At 38.8% G+C, this 19298-nt stretch carries 19 protein-coding genes; 17 read left to right on the forward strand and 2 right to left on the reverse strand.

The genetic code is table 11. The features are described 5' to 3' along the window. The first annotated feature begins 3 nt into the window (after positions 1 to 3). The 8 genes from wecB to INP83_RS08095 all read left to right on the forward strand — a co-directional run bounded on the left by wecB (position 4) and on the right by INP83_RS08095 (position 8311). Positions 4 to 1140, forward strand: a complete 1137-nt coding sequence (gene wecB / locus INP83_RS08060) for a non-hydrolyzing UDP-N-acetylglucosamine 2-epimerase (RefSeq protein WP_219127002.1) — start codon at positions 4 to 6, stop codon at positions 1138 to 1140. Then, positions 1133 to 1996, forward strand: coding sequence for an SDR family oxidoreductase (locus INP83_RS08065; protein WP_219127003.1), 864 nt, complete (start codon positions 1133 to 1135; stop codon positions 1994 to 1996). Before wecB ends, INP83_RS08065 begins: the two co-directional genes overlap by 8 nt. 8 nt (positions 1997 to 2004) lie before the next feature. Beyond that, positions 2005 to 3156: a hypothetical protein gene (locus tag INP83_RS08070; protein ID WP_219127004.1), complete on the forward strand. Its 1152-nt coding sequence runs from the start codon at positions 2005 to 2007 to the stop codon at positions 3154 to 3156. Positions 3157 to 3220: 64 nt separating this feature from the next. Further along, on the forward strand, positions 3221 to 3709 hold the full coding sequence (locus tag INP83_RS08075; protein ID WP_219127005.1) for an acyltransferase: 489 nt from the start codon (positions 3221 to 3223) through the stop codon (positions 3707 to 3709). A gap of 759 nt (positions 3710 to 4468) precedes the next feature. Next, the gene (locus INP83_RS08080; RefSeq protein WP_219127006.1) at positions 4469 to 5053 is read left to right on the forward strand and encodes a hypothetical protein; all 585 of its coding nucleotides are present in this window, start codon (positions 4469 to 4471) and stop codon (positions 5051 to 5053) included. A 320-nt stretch (positions 5054 to 5373) separates the two neighbouring features. Next, the gene (locus INP83_RS08085) at positions 5374 to 5988 is read left to right on the forward strand and encodes a hypothetical protein (protein WP_219127007.1); all 615 of its coding nucleotides are present in this window, start codon (positions 5374 to 5376) and stop codon (positions 5986 to 5988) included. 229 nt (positions 5989 to 6217) lie between these two features. Then, complete coding sequence (locus INP83_RS08090; protein ID WP_219127008.1) at positions 6218 to 7213, forward strand: glycosyltransferase; 996 nt, start codon at positions 6218 to 6220, stop codon at positions 7211 to 7213. 417 nt (positions 7214 to 7630) lie between these two features. Next, positions 7631 to 8311, forward strand: coding sequence for a glycosyltransferase (locus INP83_RS08095; protein ID WP_219127009.1), 681 nt, complete (start codon positions 7631 to 7633; stop codon positions 8309 to 8311). Here the strand turns inward: INP83_RS08095 and INP83_RS08100 are convergent. Further along, positions 8308 to 9801: a NosD domain-containing protein gene (locus INP83_RS08100; RefSeq protein ID WP_219127010.1), complete on the reverse strand. Its 1494-nt coding sequence runs from the start codon at positions 9799 to 9801 to the stop codon at positions 8308 to 8310. The two genes, INP83_RS08095 and INP83_RS08100, sit on opposite strands and share 4 nt — an antisense overlap. A gap of 151 nt (positions 9802 to 9952) precedes the next feature. Between INP83_RS08100 and gmd the strand changes: the two genes are divergently transcribed. The 9 genes from gmd (at position 9953) to INP83_RS08145 (ending at position 18734) form a co-directional block, all read left to right on the forward strand. Continuing rightward, the gene (gmd, locus tag INP83_RS08105; protein ID WP_146268810.1) at positions 9953 to 11065 is read left to right on the forward strand and encodes a GDP-mannose 4,6-dehydratase; all 1113 of its coding nucleotides are present in this window, start codon (positions 9953 to 9955) and stop codon (positions 11063 to 11065) included. 49 nt (positions 11066 to 11114) lie between these two features. Then, positions 11115 to 11876 (forward strand): glycosyltransferase family 2 protein, encoded by a 762-nt coding sequence (locus INP83_RS08110; protein ID WP_219127011.1) that lies wholly within the window; start codon positions 11115 to 11117, stop codon positions 11874 to 11876. After that, on the forward strand, positions 11876 to 12799 hold the full coding sequence (locus INP83_RS08115; protein ID WP_219127012.1) for an NAD(P)-dependent oxidoreductase: 924 nt from the start codon (positions 11876 to 11878) through the stop codon (positions 12797 to 12799). The genes INP83_RS08110 and INP83_RS08115 overlap by 1 nt, the downstream gene beginning before the upstream one ends. A 41-nt stretch (positions 12800 to 12840) precedes the next feature. Beyond that, the gene (locus INP83_RS08120; RefSeq protein WP_255563277.1) at positions 12841 to 13767 is read left to right on the forward strand and encodes a glycosyltransferase family 4 protein; all 927 of its coding nucleotides are present in this window, start codon (positions 12841 to 12843) and stop codon (positions 13765 to 13767) included. Positions 13768 to 13908: 141 nt separating this feature from the next. Then, positions 13909 to 15855, forward strand: a complete 1947-nt coding sequence (locus INP83_RS08125; protein ID WP_219127014.1) for a nucleoside-diphosphate sugar epimerase/dehydratase — start codon at positions 13909 to 13911, stop codon at positions 15853 to 15855. 82 nt (positions 15856 to 15937) lie between these two features. Further along, positions 15938 to 16873 carry an SIS domain-containing protein gene (locus INP83_RS08130; RefSeq protein WP_219127015.1) on the forward strand — a complete coding sequence of 312 codons (936 nt, stop codon included), beginning with the start codon at positions 15938 to 15940 and terminating at the stop codon, positions 16871 to 16873. Between the two features lie 2 nt (positions 16874 to 16875). Next, on the forward strand, positions 16876 to 17616 hold the full coding sequence (kdsB, locus tag INP83_RS08135; protein WP_219127016.1) for a 3-deoxy-manno-octulosonate cytidylyltransferase: 741 nt from the start codon (positions 16876 to 16878) through the stop codon (positions 17614 to 17616). Beyond that, positions 17603 to 18382, forward strand: coding sequence for a 3-deoxy-8-phosphooctulonate synthase (gene kdsA, locus INP83_RS08140; RefSeq protein ID WP_219127017.1), 780 nt, complete (start codon positions 17603 to 17605; stop codon positions 18380 to 18382). The genes kdsB and kdsA overlap by 14 nt, the downstream gene beginning before the upstream one ends. A 34-nt stretch (positions 18383 to 18416) precedes the next feature. Then, the gene (locus INP83_RS08145) at positions 18417 to 18734 is read left to right on the forward strand and encodes a DUF6122 family protein (RefSeq protein WP_255563278.1); all 318 of its coding nucleotides are present in this window, start codon (positions 18417 to 18419) and stop codon (positions 18732 to 18734) included. On the opposite strand, the gene INP83_RS08150 is transcribed toward INP83_RS08145, so the two are convergent. Continuing rightward, positions 18731 to 19207 (reverse strand): nucleoside deaminase, encoded by a 477-nt coding sequence (locus tag INP83_RS08150; RefSeq protein ID WP_219127018.1) that lies wholly within the window; start codon positions 19205 to 19207, stop codon positions 18731 to 18733. The two genes, INP83_RS08145 and INP83_RS08150, sit on opposite strands and share 4 nt — an antisense overlap. Between the last annotated feature and the right edge of the window lie 91 nt (positions 19208 to 19298).

Consider the following 19298-nt stretch of genomic DNA (forward strand, 5'->3'; position numbering starts at 1 on the left):
CATATGTTGAAGGTAATGACTATAGTGGGCACACGCCCCGAAATTATAAAGCTAAGCAGGGTTATAGCAGAGTTAGATAAGTTTGTTGAGCATATTATTGTTCATACAGGCCAAAACTTTGATTATGAGCTTAACGAGATTTTTTTCAGCGACCTGGGTATCAGAAAGCCTGACTATTTCCTGAATGCAGCCGGTGAAAATGCGGCTTTAACTATAGCAAATGTTATTAGCAAGTCTGACGAGCTGTTTGACAAGGTTAAGCCTGATGCCCTTTTGTTATACGGTGATACCAACAGTTGTTTAGCCGTAATTTCAGCAAAACGGAAAAAGATCCCTATTTTCCATATGGAAGCTGGTAACAGGTGCTTTGATCAACGAGTGCCCGAGGAGATAAATCGCAAAATTGTTGATCACTTGAGTGATATTAACATGCCGCTGTCTGAGCATGCGCGAAATTATTTAATTGCTGAGGGCCTGAAACCTGAAACAGTTATTAAAACCGGCTCTCCAATGCGCGAAGTGCTTGATCATCATGCTGAATCTATTGAGGCAAGTGATGTTTTACAGAGAGAGAATTTAAAGGCGGGTGAGTATTTCATCGTTAGCACACATAGAGAAGAGAATGTTGACAATGAGAAAAACTTTCAGGATCTGTTAGCTTCCCTTAATGCGATATCTGATAAATACGGAAAAAAGATAATCGTATCTACCCATCCCAGAACCAGAAAAAAATTAGAGCATTTAAATATTGTTAATACTAATCCTAATATCAGCTTCTTAAAACCCTTCGGGTTTATAGATTATATTAAGCTGCAGCGAAATGCATTTTGCGTAATCTCTGACAGTGGTACCATAACCGAAGAATCGTCTATCTTAAATTTCCCGGCTATTACCATCAGGCAAGCGCACGAACGCCCGGAAGGTATGGATGAAGGAACGCTGATCATGTCTGGTTTAAATGCCGAACGTATAATAGATTCAATTAATGTTGTTACCAGCCAATTTGCTGAAAATAACAATGCGATACGTATGGTTAAAGACTATGAAATAGATAACGTTTCAAAGAAAGTTTTGAGAATAATACTCTCTTATACAGATTACATCAACAGAACCGTTTGGAAAAAACCTACACATGAATAAGCAGAGGATATTGGTACTTGGGGCAACAGGTATGGCCGGACACATGGTATATTATCACTTGATAAAAGAGCAAGGTTACGATGTGATACCCGTTTCATACAGAACAAAGTTTACCGACGATACCTTGATCGTTGATGTGACAGACAAAAAAGCGCTCAAAGATCTCATTGACGATGTTAGACCAAACTATGTGGTTAACTGTGTGGGGGTTTTGATAAAAGGCTCGGCCAATAACCCCGCAAATGCTATTTACATAAACGCCTTTATGCCACATTACCTTAAACAACTTTGTGAGGATGTAGAGGCTACACTGATACATATCAGTACAGATTGTGTTTTTTCAGGAAAGAAGGGGAACTACGGTGAGTCTGAATTTAAAGATGCAGATGATACTTACGGGCGAAGCAAGGCATTGGGTGAAATAGAAGATGAAAGGCATTTGACGCTTAGGACATCTATAATTGGGCCGGAGCTTAAAGATAAAGGAGAAGGCCTGTTTGATTGGTTTATGCACCAAAAAGGCGAGATCAATGGATTTACTGCCGCAATTTGGGGGGGGATAACAACCCTGCAGTTAGCTAAAGCAATAAAGCAAGCTATAGAACACAAATTAACCGGCTTGTTACATGTAACCAACGGCGCAAAGATCAATAAGTATGATCTGTTAGCGCTATTTCAGAAAATTTGGAACTTGCCGCACTTAAAGGTTAATAAGGTTGAGGGTAAAAAAGTAGATAAATCTTTACAGGTTTCATCCGTGTTTGATTTTGCAGTACCCTCTTATGAAGATATGTTATTGGAGCAAAAGCAATGGATAGATAGCAACAATAGCTTATACCCTAATTATAACAAGTAGTTATCACGATGAAGATTTTGATCATTACCATGAATGTAGGCCGTACAGCACCAGGAATAGTGTTTGAACGACTTATTTACGGATTGTCAAAACATCATACGATAGATGTAATTACTTCAGACTATGACCCGGGTGTAGACCTTTCAGATGTAAAGAACATTATTGATCTGCGGCTTACACATTTAAATAGCAAAATATCAAAATTGCTGCTAACCTTATTTGCGGTTGATGTATCAGCTAAAATTTGGGCAAAAAAAACTGCAGCAGAGGTTAGGCGCCGTAATTTGAATGACTACGACCTTGTGTTTAGCTTTGCTTCTTATGGGCATTATGCAGCTGCAATGGCAGGGAATAAAATATCCTCGCAGCTTGGTATCCGACATTTTGTTTATTCGGTAGATGCTATCCCGCCACCTGTAGGTTGGTTAAAGAACGACATGTTTTACAAGAGTATAAAAAAGCTTGCTGCAAATCTTTTTAGATCTGTGGATGGCATTTTTAGTGCGAACCATAAAATGTTGAAATATCAGACAACTACATTTAAGCCAAAAAAGAATATTATTAAAGGAGTAATATATAATCCGAGTTTTGGTGAAGTTCAACAATATCCTGAATTAGGCGATGAAAGTAACATGTTTTTATACACAGGTGGAATATATGGCCCCCGTAAGATAGATTACATTTTAGCTGCTTTCAGAAATGTTTTTAAAGAATACCCTAATGTGGTAATTGAGTTTGTTGGAACTAAATTGAATGAAGAGGTTTTAAGCAACTTTACTGCTGATGAAAGAAAGGCTATTGTTGTGCATCCTTTTGCAAAGGACCTGACACCGTTTTATAAAAGAGCAACTGCTTTATTGGATATAGACGCAGAGCTTGAAGATGACATATTCCTGTCAAGTAAAATAACCAACTACATCAACATAAACAGAGTTATAATATCAGAAACAGGAACCAATAGTCCTTCACATCAGATATTTAAAAACATAGGATCGATACTGCAATGCGGGCATAATGTTGAGGAAATCACTAATGCAATGCGCAGAGCCATTAATACTAAGAATAAAGTTGATTTTTCTGATAGGGAAGAGGTTATCAATTTATTTAAATTGGAAAATGTTGTTGCCGAAATAAATAAGGTTATTGATAATGAAAATTAAAGGCAGAGAAATTGAGGCGTCACGGTTTTTATGTATAATCATATACTACGCTATTTTAAAGCACTTGCCTGCAAGCACAACACCTGTTGTTGGTAAGTTAGCCAAAAAACTGAGGTATAGCTGTTGTCGCCGTATTTTTAAGGAGTGTGGTAAAAATGTAAACATCGAGCATGGCGCAGTTTTCGGCAGCGGGTTGGATATTTGTATTGGCGATAACTCAGGTATAGGTATAGATTGCGTTGTATCCGGGCAAATTACGATAGGAAGAGATGTAATGATGGGGCCGCAATGTTATATATTAGATGCCAACCACGATTTTAGCCGTACCGATATTCCGATGATACAACAAGGCCATAGTAAAAAAATGCCTACCGTAATTGAGGATGACGTATGGATAGGAAGACAGGTAATATTTACTCCGGGTCGTACGGTGAAAAAGGGGTCGATAGTTGGCGCCGGTTGTGTGTTAAGTAAGGATTTTCCTGAATATAGTATAATTGGGGGGAACCCATCTAAATTGATCAGAAATAGAGTAACTCAGAGAAGTGAGTAGAAATTGTATGGTGTTTAATTTTCTACAGGTAAATATCAAATAGGTTATAACATGAAAATATTTAATATTAGATATTTACCATTATCCATTGTAATAGGCTTTAATTTGTTTACGCTGTTTATTTTTTATACAGCGCCAATGGATTGGAAGACAGATAATTTACTTGCGTTTTTCTTTTTTTCGATGTTATGCCAATTAATGGTGTACGTGGGATACAAGCAGGGCTTTAAAAAAATAGCAAAAAAGCGTTTTAAGGCTAAATCCTTAAGGGCGTTAACGGCCAAACAGTTAAATTTTTTATTTGGCTTTTACGCAGTTACAGTACTCATCAAATATGCCTATATATTAAGATTTCAGATCTTGGATATCAAAGGCATGTTTTATTTCCTTTCTATAGGGCTCTATGATTCTCACTTAGGGTATCAGCTATCATTAGATAGTACAAGGCCCTACACGGTTAGCTGGTCTCTTTATTTTATTACGGCTGTGATAAATCAGGGGTTCTTCATCGTTGGATTCACACATTGGAGCAAGCTCAATAAAATAAAAAAGATTCTTTTCTTGTTTTTTGTGGCAGCCGAAATGTTTTTTTGGTTGGGTAGAGGTACTAATTTCGGTGTTATCATTATGATAACAACCTTTGTTTTCTCTGTGATCTATAAATTATCTACCGTTAAATTTGACTTGAAAAGACAAGTTTTCTTTATATTCTTAGTAATCGTAATGCTTGTTACAAGTGTTTCTGTTTTCTCCTACATTATGGGTAACAGACGTGATAATTCCACTTTCAATGATTACTCACAATTTCAGTTAGGCCTTGCTACTGTAAACGAATATTCTCCTGTTTTTGCAGTTATTCCTCAACCTTTGCATGATACTTACATGTACATGGTATCATACCTAACACAAGGATACTATCATACTTGTTTAGCGTTTGACCTGGATTACCGGTCAACCTTTTTTATGGGCAACAACCCCGCTATCATAGAGTTCGCCAAAATTTTCAATGTAGATGTGTGGCCCAATACTTACATGTTCAGGCTACGAGAGAAGGGTGTGGACCCTTTAGTAAACTGGCATTCGGCCTACACTTGGTTTGCATCTGATTTTACATTTGTGGGGGTTCCTTTTATTATGCTTTTTCTGGGCTATTGCTTTGGTGCAAGCTGGAGTTATACCATCATCCATAATGACTTTCTATCTAAAATAGTTTTCATTGCGGTAGGAAATATACTCCTGTTAACTTTTGCTAACAACACCTATCTATCGAGTATATTTTACATGATCATGTGGGTTGGGCCATTGTGGTATTTCACAAGGATTAAAACGTTTAAAGCTTCATGATAGTTGATTTGCTTGATTATTTGTATTCATCCACAGCGAACAAAGTACCGTTTTTTAAAAAGATCAGGCTTTATTCGGCATTAAGGTTTATAATCAGAATAGTTGCCAACAACTTTATTCCCGTTTATTTCAAATTAACAAAAGGCAACAAAAAATATTCTTTAAAAACTTATTCAGAGAACAGTAACGGGGTAATTGTTTCTCTAACATCCTTTCCTAAAAGGATCAATAGGTTGTGGATCGTAATTGAAACTATCTTACGCCAAACACTACCGCCTAAAAAAATTATTTTATGGCTTTCCGCAGATCAATTTTCTGATATGGAACAGCTCCCGGCCAGTTTGTTAGCACAACAAGAGCGGGGGCTTGAGATCAGAATCATGCCAAATGACCTTCGGTCGCACAAAAAATATTATTATGCCCTTACCGAATATCCGGATCATGATATAGTGTTAATAGATGACGATATTTTTTATCGTTCTACTATGATAGAAGATATGCGGAAATATGCCGACCTAAACCCGCAATGTGTGATTGCACAATTTGGTAAAACAATGCTGTGGAACGACCTGGACAAATTGAAGCCCTATGTATCGTGGCCTTTGGTTATTACTGAAACAAAACCGCGCGATGACATTTTTTTTGGTACGGGAGGTGGCGTTTTGATTAATAAAAGGCATTTAAGTGATGATGCTTTAAACAAAGACCTTTTTATAAAGTTGGCACCAACAGCAGATGATGTTTGGATCAACGCAATGTGCCGGTTACAGGGCACCAAAGTTGTAAAAACCAAGTATTACTCGTACCATTTGCCGGTTTTAAGCCCCAACGATTCTACTTTGTTTGATGTAAATGAGTCTTTAAATGACATTACCATCACCGCGGTAAATGCACATTATGTTAGCAACAATGCGGGAGTATTTGATAAAAAATAAGCTGCTGTAGAGCAAAAAATTTTTGGTCGTGCCTGATAACGCCGATTGGAAAAACTTAAATAATAATAACTTAATAAAAAGCGTATCGCCTGGTTACATGGATAAATACAGCAATCATAAAAAAAAGGTAGCAATAATTTCTAACTGTTTTCCAGTTTACAGGCAGCCAATTTATAATATGCTTTCTGCTTCAACACAGCATGATTACACTGTAATAACTGGCATAAACATGAATATCCCACTTAAGCTGGCTGATGTGAGCTTAAACGATAAGCCAATAAATGAGGGCGGCGTAAGGTGGGTTCAGTTAAAAAATATTTGGTTTTTTAACAGATTTATGTGGCAAAAAGGTTTGCTAAAGCACTTAAAGGAAAAAAACTACGATACCATAATCTTACTTGGTACAGTTTACTACTTATCTACATGGATAGCTGCAATATTGTGGAGGCTGCGTGGTAAAAAAATCATTTTTTGGACACATGGCTTTTTGAAGAATGAGCCTGGTATAATGGGCTTTTTAAGGTCGACATTTTACAAACTTGCTCATGAGTATCTTGTATACGGCCAAAGGGGCAAGAATATAATGATCGATAAGGGTTTTAAGGAAGCCGAGATAACGGTTGTTTACAATTCTTTAGATTATGATAAGCAACGAACCATCAGAGAGCAAAAGGCTGACAGGATTTTTGAGTTTGAGAATAAAAGCCTCCCTGTTATAGGTTACATAGGGAGGGTCTTAAAGCAAAAACGACTTGATATCTTGATTGATGCGGCAAAGTCTTTTCCGTGCAATGTTATCATTATTGGTGATGGGGATGCTCTGCCGCAACTTAAAGAAATGGTGGCCCAACTTGGTTTAAGTGATCGCTTTTATTTTCACGGGCCAAGTTACAAGGAAGAGGAAATATTTAACCTGCTGTCACAAACAGATGTTATCGTATCTCCCGGAGAAGTGGGCCTCACTGCAATACACGCCATGACCTATGGCATACCTGTAATAACGCATAATAATTTTGATAAGCAAGGGCCAGAGCATGAATGCATTGTGCCGGGTGTTACAGGCGATTTTTTTGATCTGGATAACCCCGTGAATAGTTTGGTAAAGACATTGAACCGTTGGTTTAGCAATTACGATAAAAGTGAAATCAAAAAAAATTGTTACGCAGTTATCGATAAATATTACAACCCGTACGCGCAGCTTCAAATTATAAACTCGGTGGTTTAAATTTAATCTTTCATGATCGATACAACAGGCAACAACAAAACTTTGATTTTTTTCGGCGAATTACCTCCAAAAACCAATCATGGCGTAAGTATTTCAAATCAAATTAATCTTACTTTTTTAAAAGAAAAATTTGATGTTGTTGTAGTTGAGGAGTTTAGTGATCTTAAATTTCATGACAGATTTTCTGTGCAAAAGATGTTCACCTTTTTAAGATCATGCGTAAAGTTTAATCGTGAAGTGTCACACAGACCGCATATAGACATTTTTTACACCATCCTGTACCAATCGCTATTCGGGATATTAAAAAACGCCATCAGTATCTTTCTATTCCGCAGAAAATTTAAAAGCTCAAAGGTGATCCTACACGTTCACAGGAGTGATTTTAATTCTTTTTACAGCAGCCGTATCAACAAGCTCTTGTTTGATTATGTATCAAAAAACACTGATAAATTTTTGCTTTTAGCTCGCGGTCAAATGTCAGTTTTTCCGGTTGCGGATGCCAAAAAAAGCGTTATATATAATACAATTGAATACGAAGTTGATACACCGGTCTATGGCCTTAAAACTGCTCCTTACAAGCTCATAAATATTTCAAACTATATCCCTCAAAAGGGGTTAGCGGAGTTACTTGATGCACTGAAGTTGCTTCCTCAAACACAGTTTAGCCTTGATGCTTACGGCAATATATCTGATCCTGATTTTTATAACAGCATCATAGCCAAAGCCAAACAAACATCAAACGTTCAAATTCACGAGGCCATTAACGGTGCCGTGAAGTTTGAAAAATTAAAACAAGCACAGCTTTTTATATGCCCCTCTCATAACGAGGGATTTCCCCTGGTGTTACTCGAGGCAATGAGTGTAGGTTTACCAATTGTTACAACAAAGGTTGGATTTATCGAAGAAATGCTTGGCAGTGACTATCCTTTGTATTGTGAACCTAATAACGCTACATCCTTGGCACAGGCCATTAACCAATTTTTTGAATTGGAAAACAAGCAGGAACTCTCTGAAAGGATCAAACATTTATACCATGCAAAGTTTTCCCGCCTGGTGCATAAGCAAGTTTTAAATCAAATCTTTGATATTGAAAACTAATTAGTTTTCAATAGAAAGTGGTTCCCCTTAGTGTTAATGGTGTTTTTATCAAATTTATTCAGGATCATAAAGTCCTGTGAACTTGAAGGCCTGTAAAAGGTGTTATTTGTTATTGTGCTGTTCCTGAAAAGCGTACCCGGATTATTTTTAGTCGGATCTGCATTATCTCCCTGGATATTAAACACTTTATCAGAATTGCAATAAAACTTATTGTTACTTATAGTGATACTGTCTCCTGTAACCATGCGCTTGTACTTTTCAACATTAAAATAATTAAAAGCGGGCAGCCCGGTGTAGTAAAAAGCACCCAATACGGCATACTCACCAATATTTTTGATGGTATTTCCGGTAATACTGTTAAAACTGGTATTTAGAATATATAAACCAGACTTTTTAACCCCATCAATAATGTTGTTGGTTATATTAGTGTTATAACTCTGGCTTATTGCGATCCCAAATTTTTGCGAGTTGAGTATGCTATTGTCTTTTACCAGAGAACTGATACATCCATTTAATGATATAGCGCCGGGAGGCAAAATGTTACTATTATCGGTGTTGAGCAACGTATTACTTACCGTGTTGCCTATGACCTTTGAATAATGTGATTGCATCAAATAAATACCCATTCCCCAGGGTTCGGAGCTATTTACATTACCAATATTACTTACCTTATTATACAAAATAGAAGTACTCTGGAGAGTCATTGTAGTATAAACATGGTTGTAAGCTATAATACCATAGCGCAGGCAGTTTTTTATAACATTGTTTTTGAACGTGTTATTTTTACCATGCCCTATAATTCCCACACCTATCGCTAAAACACCATTTCCATCAACTGTATTCCCTTCTACAACATTGTAAGTGTGGAAGTAATTATCGCCCGAGTAACCAAGCATTATACCTCCTGCGTCAATATTTTTCAACCTGCTATATGCAGGATTGATCAATGTGTTGTTTTTTATTAAGTTATAAGAACTACCCTGGGTATTATTATGGTATACCGCAATGTTATTGCCGCTTACCTTATCAAAGGTTGTGTTAACAATTTTGCAATGCGAAGCGCCAAATAACATCACACCAAAACCATGACTGGGGTCGTTATCTGCGGTTTGCCCATTGCCTTCAATGTAGCCGTTTCTAACATCGCAATAGTCATTGGCAATTTTAATTCCTCCGTTCAAACTTCCGGCTATCACTAACCTTGCACCTTTATCAAAGGTAAACACAGTACCGGGATAAGTAGTTGTCAGGGTCCTGGTAATGCGGTACCTTCCTGCGGGGAAATACACTTTTAACGGACCTTGATTTGTTTTTAAAACCTTATTTATAGCATCAAAATCATCAGCTGCTCCGTCACCTTTGGCGCCGGCTGTTTTTACGTTTAGAGTTACAGTATCCTGATTGTTGTTTTTAAGATCATTGGCTAATGCTGCACCGCTATACAGGCACAAAATTGATAATGTTAAAGCCCGAATTTGTTTGATAAGCATTTTTGAAAATTTAAGGGGTACATATAATTAATAATCATTAGGTTTGCAATCGCCTAATTGATTTATTTTACACCAAAACGCGTTCTCGCATATTTTGTTATCCAACTCCTTCAAAGAAATATTAATTAAAAGATCAAATACTTAAACCCCTATGAAGATTGCCCTAATTACGGGAATAACCGGCCAAGACGGCGCTTATTTAGCTGAGCTTTTACTTAACAAAGGTTATCACGTTCACGGAATAAAAAGAAGAAGCTCTTTATTTAATACTGAGCGTATTGATGGCCTGTATCAAGATCCTCATGAACAGAACATAAGATTTACGTTACATTACGGAGACCTGTCTGATTCGACAAATCTTATTCGTATCATACAGCAGGTACAACCTGATGAGATATATAACCTTGGTGCTATGTCTCATGTTAAAGTTAGTTTTGATACACCGGAGTATACAGCTAATGCAGACGGAATTGGCACGCTTAGGCTATTAGAGGCGATACGCATTTTAGGTCTTACTAAAAAAACCAAAATATATCAGGCATCTACATCTGAACTTTATGGCTTGGTACAAGCTGTCCCCCAATCAGAAACCACACCGTTCTATCCCCGCTCACCATACGCTGTTGCCAAGCTTTATGCTTATTGGATAACCGTAAACTATCGTGAAGCTTATGGTATGTTTGCTTGCAACGGAATTTTGTTTAACCATGAAAGCCCACTAAGGGGAGAAACCTTTGTTACCCGTAAAATTACCCGTGGTGCAACTAAAATAGCAATGGGTTTACAAGACAAGCTATTTTTAGGAAATCTTGATGCAAGGCGCGATTGGGGACATGCCAAAGATTATGTAGAGGCAATGTATCTGATTTTACAGCAAGAGAAGCCCGAAGATTTTGTTATTGCCACAGGTGTAACAACCACTGTAAGGGATTTTGTTAGGCTTGCCTTTTTGGAAATGGGCATTACTGTGAAATTCACCGGCGAGGGTGCAAACGAAAAAGGAGTTGTTGAAGCTTGCAACAATCCTCACTATCAAATTGAAATCGGTAAAATTATTATAGAGGTAGATCCGAAGTACTTTAGGCCAACAGAAGTGGAATTGCTTATAGGCGACCCAACCAAGGCTCAAACTCAATTGAACTGGAAACCTAAATACGACCTTAACGGATTAGTGAAAGAGATGATTGCCAGCGATTTGCAAAGCTTTAAAAAGCAGAAGTTGCTGAAAGATGCCGGTTACGATATATTAAATCAATTTGAGTAATTTGTATTAATGTACCCTGCAGGGATACTACATCATCAATAAATTTTTCATGTCTCAGAAAGTACAGCCCACTGTTAGTATAATAACTGTGTGCTACAATAGTGCGGCAACAATTGAGGATAGCATAAAATCTGTGCTCTCTCAAAATTACGCGAACATTGAATACATAATCATCGATGGTAATTCTAAGGATGATACACTACAAATAGTTCAAAGATATAGCGATAAAATCAATGTAATAGTGTCAGAACCAGACAAAGGTTTGTATGATGCTATGAACAAAGGAATCAAGCTTGCAACCGGGGATATTATTGGGATACTAAATTCTGATGACATATATTGCTCTAATACCATTATTACAGAAATAGCTCAGGAATTTGTTGAGCGAAATGTCGATCTTTTGTATGGTAACATCACTTACTTTAAAGATGATCCTGAAATAAAGGTAAGAACCTGGTTAGCGAAGCCTTACTACGGTAATTTTTTTGATAATGGAGATGTAGCGCCACACCCATCTTTGTTTGTAAAAAAACATGTATATGATAAGATAGGGGTGTATTTCCCCGACTTCAAAATCACTTCTGATTACGAGTTTATGATGCGCGCATTAAAAATAAACAAATACAAATCTTATCATTTGAACAAGTTTATAGTTAACATGCGCATGGGTGGCGAGAGTACTAAAAGTTTCAAGAACATTGTAAGGGGTAATAAGGAAATTATCTTATCATGGAAGATGAATGGCGTAAAGCCACCGCTGTATTTTTGGCCATTAAGGGTCTTTAAGAAAGTACTACAGTATCTAAGATGATGAGTGGTGATAAGATATTATTGACCGGCGGATCTGGATTTTTAGGAAGAATTGTAAAAACCTATCTTGAATCTTCGATAAATGCTAAAATTATTACAATTGGGCGGGGCAGTGATAATGATATTCAGTTCGATGTATCTGACCCAAGTTCCACCATTGAACTGCCGGATGATATCTGTACAGTAATACACGCTGCCGGCAAAGCCCACGTTTTGCCAAAGACCGAAAAAGAAGCTCAGGATTTTTTTGATGTTAACTTTTTGGGCACTAAGAATCTTTGTGATCAAATCAATAGATTATCGATTTTACCTAAGTATTTCGTCTTTATAAGCACGGTAGCTGTTTACGGCGTTGATGAGGGAGAAATGATCACGGAAGAACATCCTCTGAATGGTAACACGCCTTACGCTAAATCAAAGATCCTCGCAGAAGAGTATTTGTTAACCTGGGCAAAATCTAATAACATAACGTTAACTATACTCCGTTTACCGCTTGTTGCCGGTCCTGGCGCGCCGGGTAACCTTGGGGCAATGGTGAGCAGCATAAAAAAAGGCAGATATTTTAGCATAGGTAAGGCCAATGCGCGTAAAAGCGTGATATGGGCAGAGGATGTTGCTAAAGTTATTTCGTTAGTTGCTCCGGTTGGTGGAGTCTATAATATTACCGATGGGTTTCATCCAAGTTTTAAAGAACTTGAAACTATTATAGCTGATGGTTTAAAGGTTAAAATGCCTTTTGCCATACCTTCATTTGTAGCCACGTTAATGGCCGGTGTTGGAGATTTGGTAGGTAAACGTTCACCTATAAACTCAAGCAAACTGCGAAAAATAAAATCAACTTTAACTTTTAACGACAGCAAACTTCATCAAATAATCAATTGGACGCCATCGCCTGTAGTTGAAAAGCTCAAACAAAATTTATGATTTATTTCTATCCAGCTATAGCGATCGTTTTTTTTGCCATAATGTTGGTGTATTTTCGTATTGCAGAGCGCTACAATATTGTTGACAGACCAAACGAACGTAGTTCACATACCAACCTTACAATAAGGGGAGGAGGGGTTATCTTCCCGATAGCCTGCATTCTTATATTCTTTTTATATCCGGCCTACCAACTTCCGGCTGCTGGTGCTGTTGCTATCGGAATCATCAGTTTTATTGATGACAGGATTACTTTGTCATCTAAAATACGCCTTGTAGTCCATTTTACTGCTGTAACAATGATGTTCGTAGCACTTGGCATAATGAAACTGCCGGTGCTATTAATTATCGTTAGTTATTTTTTTGCGATAGGGATCATTAATGTCTACAATTTTATGGATGGCATCAATGGCATAACCGGCGGTTATACGCTTGCAGTGCTTGCCGGGCTGCAATACGTTAACAACAGTGTTGTAAATTTTATCGAGCCCGATCTAATATGGCTCCCTATGCTTGCTAACGTAGTGTTTTTGTTTTTTAACTTCAGGAAAAAAGCAAAATGTTTTGCAGGCGATGTAGGTAGCATAACCATAGCGTTTTGGATCGTGTTCCTTATTTTCAAGCTGATTCTTCAGACACATGATTTCACGTACATCCTGTTTTTAGCAATATATGGCGTTGACTCTGTATTAACCATCGTCCAAAGAATAATGTTGCGGCAAAATATTTTTGAAGCTCACAGGCTTCATTTTTATCAAATTTTAGCTAATGAGTACAAGGTTCCGCATCTGCTTGTTTCCACTTGCTACGCTATAGCACAGGTTATTGTAATTATTGTTGTAATAGCAATTCCATTGCATCCATTATGGAAATTTATTGTCATTCTTGCTCCTTTGGCCGTTAGCTACGTTATTGTTAAGCGATATCTGATAACAAAACATTCGATGCTTAAGCTTTCTCAAAACAAATAAAACACAACATTGGCAAACGGTGTTAGTCATCTGCTTTAAGTACGTTATGCATTATGGTTAGCAGCTTAATATTAAATAATTAAGTTATTGCAGAAATATTTAAAAATTTATTAATTTTGCATCCGCCCCCATTATAACCCTATGAAAAAATATTTGCTTTTTAATAAGGTAATACCCAGGTGGATAATTATGCTTGCAGACTTTGTTATCGTAACATGGTCTTTTGCTTCGTCCTATCTTATTGTAAATCGCTTCGAGTTCTCCAATATCTTAAGGGGCTATTTTTTTATATACACTGCCGTTTATGCCGTTGTGGCTGCATTGGTAATGTTTACCATGCGTATACATACAGGATTGATAAGGTACTCTAACACCAGAGATGTGTTGAGGATTTTCGGATCGGTATTCATAAGCAGTATAATTTATCTGGCTGTTATTACCCTTTGGATAAAAAAATACCTTCACGTAAGTTCTTCTACAATTGATTTTGTGTTACTTGTCAACTTTTCGGTATCAAGTACGTTGCTTATATTGCTTAGAAGCGCAGTTAAAAGCGCCTTCAATTATTTAAATAATTATTCTGCAGGAAACAAATCTGTAGTATTGATATACGGGTCTGATAACAGTGCTGTATTGGTAAAGCAGGCGCTCGAAACCAGCGCAACTAACTTTGTGGTTGCCGGCTTTGTAGATAACGATCCGAATAAGATCAATAAAGAGATACAAGCGGTTAAGGTTTACGACATCAGTAAACTTGCTAAGATCAAAGAGAAGCGCTCTGTTGATAAGATGATCATCATGAATCATCATTTGGATGAGCAGGAAAAGAGAACTGCGCTTGAGAACTGCCTTGCTTTAGGTATACAGGTTTTAACTGTACCTCCATCAGATCAGTGGATCTATGGTAAACTTAACCTGCAACAAATAAAGGATCTAAAGATCGAGGATCTTTTGCAACGCAAAACTATCCAGATCGATACTACACGTATCTCACAAGATTTAAAAGATAAAAGAGTATTGGTTACCGGCGCCGCCGGTTCTATTGGGTCTGAGATTGTACAGCAGGTGCTGCAATACGGCCCCGCAATGGTAATCCTATGCGACCAGGCCGAGTCACCTCTGCACGAGGTAAGATTAGAGATCGAAGAGAAATTCCCGCATATACCTGTGGTGATTTTTATCGGCGATATACGTAATTATTACCGCATGCATAAACTGTTCTCAGATCATATGCCTGAGGTGGTTTACCATGCCGCTGCTTACAAGCACGTACCGATGATGGAAGAAAACCCCTCAGAGGCTATTCGTGCGAATGTTTTAGGAACAAAGAATATTGCAGACCTGTGCCTCGCCTTTAGAGCTAATAAGTTTGTAATGGTATCAACTGATAAAGCAGTTAATCCTACAAACGTAATGGGCGCAAGCAAGCGTATCGCCGAGATCTACATACAATCGCTTAAAGATAGTCCGGCTAATAAAGGTACTTGCTTTATTACTACGCGATTTGGTAATGTGTTAGGTTCTAACGGGTCGGTAATTCCGCGTTTCCGTGCTCAGATACAAAAGGGCGGGCCTATTACGGTAACCCACCCTGAAATTACTCGTTACTTTATGACTATACCTGAGGCCGTGCATTTGGTGCTTGAGGCCGGTACAATGGGTAGCGGAGGCGAGATATTCATCTTTGACATGGGCGAGCCTGTGAAAATAGTTGACCTGGCCCTGAAGATGATAAAACTTGCAGGCTTGCAGCCTGATAGAGATATCAAAATAGTTTATTCTGGTTTACGCCCTGGGGAGAAGCTGTACGAGGAGTTGCTTAACAGCGGAGAAAACACCATGCCTACGCATCACGAAAAGATAAAGATCTCCCGTGTAATAACCTATCCGCATGAGCAGGTAGCTAATGATATCAATGAATTGATATCATTGAACAAGCAAGGTGATGAGATGGCTACGGTTGCAAAGATGAAGGATATTGTTCCGGAATTCCAGAGCAAGAACTCTAAGTTTGAGCATCTTGATAATAACAAACAGCCTCGTATCGTAACCACCGAAGCGCCTAAGCTTAGCGTAGTATTTGATTAAGGCTTCCTGCCGCGCTGTATAAACGGCTTATCTGAATTTTATTGAGTAATATTGCAATGCTAAATAAAGTGGATACTGTTTAATGAAGAGCATTGCCCAAAAAGTTTTCGACATCGAGATAGCATCTCTCAATGAGGTGGCAGCAAGATTAGACAATACCTTTGAAGATGCAGTAAATGCTATTTTAAAATCGCAAGGTAAATTAATAGTTTGCGGTATGGGTAAATCGGGCCATGTTGCCCGCAAGATCTCGGCTACTTTTACCAGCACCGGCACACCAAGTTTTTTTCTCCATCCGGCTGAAGCTTTTCATGGCGATTTGGGTATGATAAGCGACGAAGATATTGTGTTGCTGATCTCTTACTCAGGCGAAACTGAAGAGATCCTCAAGCTTATCCCTTATTTGCGCTATAACAGAAATAAGTTTATTGCTATAACGGGTAACCCGGCATCTACTCTGGCCACACACGCACATATTCACTTAAACGTTAAAGTGTCGCAGGAGGCTTGTCCGCTTGAGCTTGCACCAACATCATCCACTACTGCAACATTAGTAATGGGCGATGCCCTGGCGATAGCGTTGATGACGGCCCGTGATTTTACCCCGGCAGACTTTGCCCGTTTCCATCCGGGTGGTAGTCTTGGGCGTAAGTTATTGGTGAAGGTAAAAGATCTGATGCGTACAGATAGACTTCCCTTTATAACCGCTGATGCATCATTTACGCAACTGGTGATTAAAATGTCTGAAGGTAAATTAGGTATGGTGATAGTTGGTAATCAGGATAACGTAGAGGGCGTTATTACCGATGGTGATCTTCGTAGAGGTTTAGTTAAGTACGAGGATATCCATCATATGCCAATAACTGATTTTATGAATGCCAAACCCATTTTTGTTGATGAAGATGAGATGGTATTTGATGCTGAAGAATTGATGTTAGAGCGTAAGATAACCACCTTGCTTGTTAAAAATTCTACCAATGCGGTAACCGGTGTTTACCAAATATTTAATCAGATATAAGCTTGAAGACCGTTATTGTTATACCTGCCCGTCTTAACTCAACGCGCTTACCGCTAAAGGTTTTGCTTGACCTTGGCGGCAAACCTGTTATTCAACGTGTATATGAAGCTTGCGCAAAGGCTAAGCTCCATCATGAGATCTGGATAGCTGCCGATAGCCAGGAGGTAATGGATGCTTGTAAAAAATTTACAGATCATGTGTTGATGACCAGCCCTGAGCATCCCAGCGGAACCGACCGTATTGCTGAAGTGATAAAAACCATTGAGTGCGACTTGGTAATAAACGTACAAGGTGACGAACCTTTTTTTGATCCCGGTATTGTTGACAGGCTCATTACTGCCATGCGACAAAGTGATGCTGCAATGGCCAGCGTTTGTGCACCGGTAGAAAATTTGGATGAGTTGAATAATCCTAACCTGGTAAAGGTGATAACCGATGTAAACGGATATGCGATCTATTTCTCACGCTTTGCCATACCGTTCTCAAGGGATAAAGAGGTGGCAGATGTGAGCGTTTATCGTAAGCACATGGGTATATATGCGTACCGTACTAATTTTTTAAAGGAATTTATAACCATGCCGGTTTCGTTCCTGGAGCAAACAGAGAAGTTGGAGCAGCTAAGGGCAATTGAGAACGGCTATAAAATAAAAATGATAGAAGTGAAAAGTATTGAGAAGGGGATAGACACACCTGAAGACTTGGAACTTGCACGAAAAAAACTTAAACAGAATGGCACTATATAACGATATAACTTCGAAACCATTTTTTATTGTTGGCCCATGTGTAATGGAGAACCAGGACCTGCTTTATACTGTTGCAGAAAAGGTTGCAGAAATAGGCAGCAAATATCCTGTTACAGTAGTGTTCAAATCGTCATTTGATAAAGCCAACAGAACCAGTATACACAGCTATCGCGGTCCCGGTCTTACAAAAGGCATGGAGATGCTAAACAATGTGAAGGAAAAGTTCGGTTTGCCGGTTACTACCGATATTCATGAACCATTCCAGGCCGCGGCCTGTGCTGAGGTGGTAGATATTTTGCAAATACCTGCCTTCCTTTGCCGCCAAACAGATTTGCTGGTAGCAGCGGCAGAGACGGGCAAGATAGTGAACATTAAAAAAGCGCAGTTCCTTTCCGGTCAGGATATGTTTTATCCTGCACAAAAAGTAAAGGAAGCAGGTAACGAACAAGTGATCCTAACCGAACGCGGTAACTCTTTCGGTTACAACAATTTGGTGGTAGATTTCAGGAACGTGGCTGATATGGCCGAGTTTGGATACCCGGTTTGTATGGATTGTACCCATTCGGTACAGCGCCCGGGAGGTGCCGGTGGTAAAACCGGTGGCGATCGTAAATTTGTACCATCAATGGCGCGCGCTGCAAAAGCTTTTGGGGCTAGCGGCTACTTCATTGAAACTCATCCCGATCCCGACCATGCCTTAAGTGATGGCCCGAATATGCTATATCTCCGTGATCTGGAAGATTTGATAAAATCACTGATAGCCTAATTGCCGCATGGGCAATCACGAATTTCTAAGTATAATGCGGACTGTAGTTCACTACAGTCTGCACTTTTTAGCGCCGGGTTTACTGGCGTTTTTATTTTTTAGAAAGGAATGGAAAAAAGCCTGGTTGATTATGATAGCCACCATGCTGGTAGATACCGACCATCTGTTAGCTGATCCCATTTTCGATCCCAATCGTTGCAGCATTGGCAACCATCCCTTGCATTCTTACTATGCAATTTGCGTCTACTTTGTACTGCTATTTTTCCCCCGCACGCGCATTATTGCGGTAGGGTTGCTGTTCCACATGCTTACAGATTGGCAGGATTGCCAGTGGCTGCATTGGCTGCACTAATAATCAGTTTTATTTTCCGTCCGTTGCCATTGCTTAAACACCTGCAAAGCATCATCGTGCATTAATTGCTCAAACGGTAATTTGCGGTTGGCCATAGGCAGTTCCAACTCATCGTAAATAAAATGATCATCGAAGCCTATGTCTGCAGCATCTTTCTTGGTGTTAGCATAATAAACCTTGCCTATGCGCGCCCAATAGATAGCACCAAGGCACATAGGGCAGGGCTCGCAACTGGTGTATATTACACAACCTTCAAGGTTGTAGGTGCCAAGCTCTTTGCAGGCCAGCCTTATGGCAGCAACTTCTGCGTGTGCGGTAGGATCATTAGTGGGCACAACGCGGTTGGCACTACGAGCTATAACATCGCCATCTTTTACGATCACTGCACCAAATGGCCCGCCTTGTTCATTATCAACATTATATTGCGATAGCTCAATGGCCATCTGCATAAATTTTTTGTGGTCTTGTTCCATAACTTGTTCCATTAAAAAACCCCAACCAATGGCCGGGGTTTTAAATTTTTTTTATCCTTCACATTGCATCCCAATGCTTGTCGGGACATCA

The organism is Mucilaginibacter sp. 21P (assembly GCF_019331605.1).
Classification (GTDB): Bacteria; Bacteroidota; Bacteroidia; order Sphingobacteriales; family Sphingobacteriaceae; genus Mucilaginibacter; species Mucilaginibacter achroorhodeus.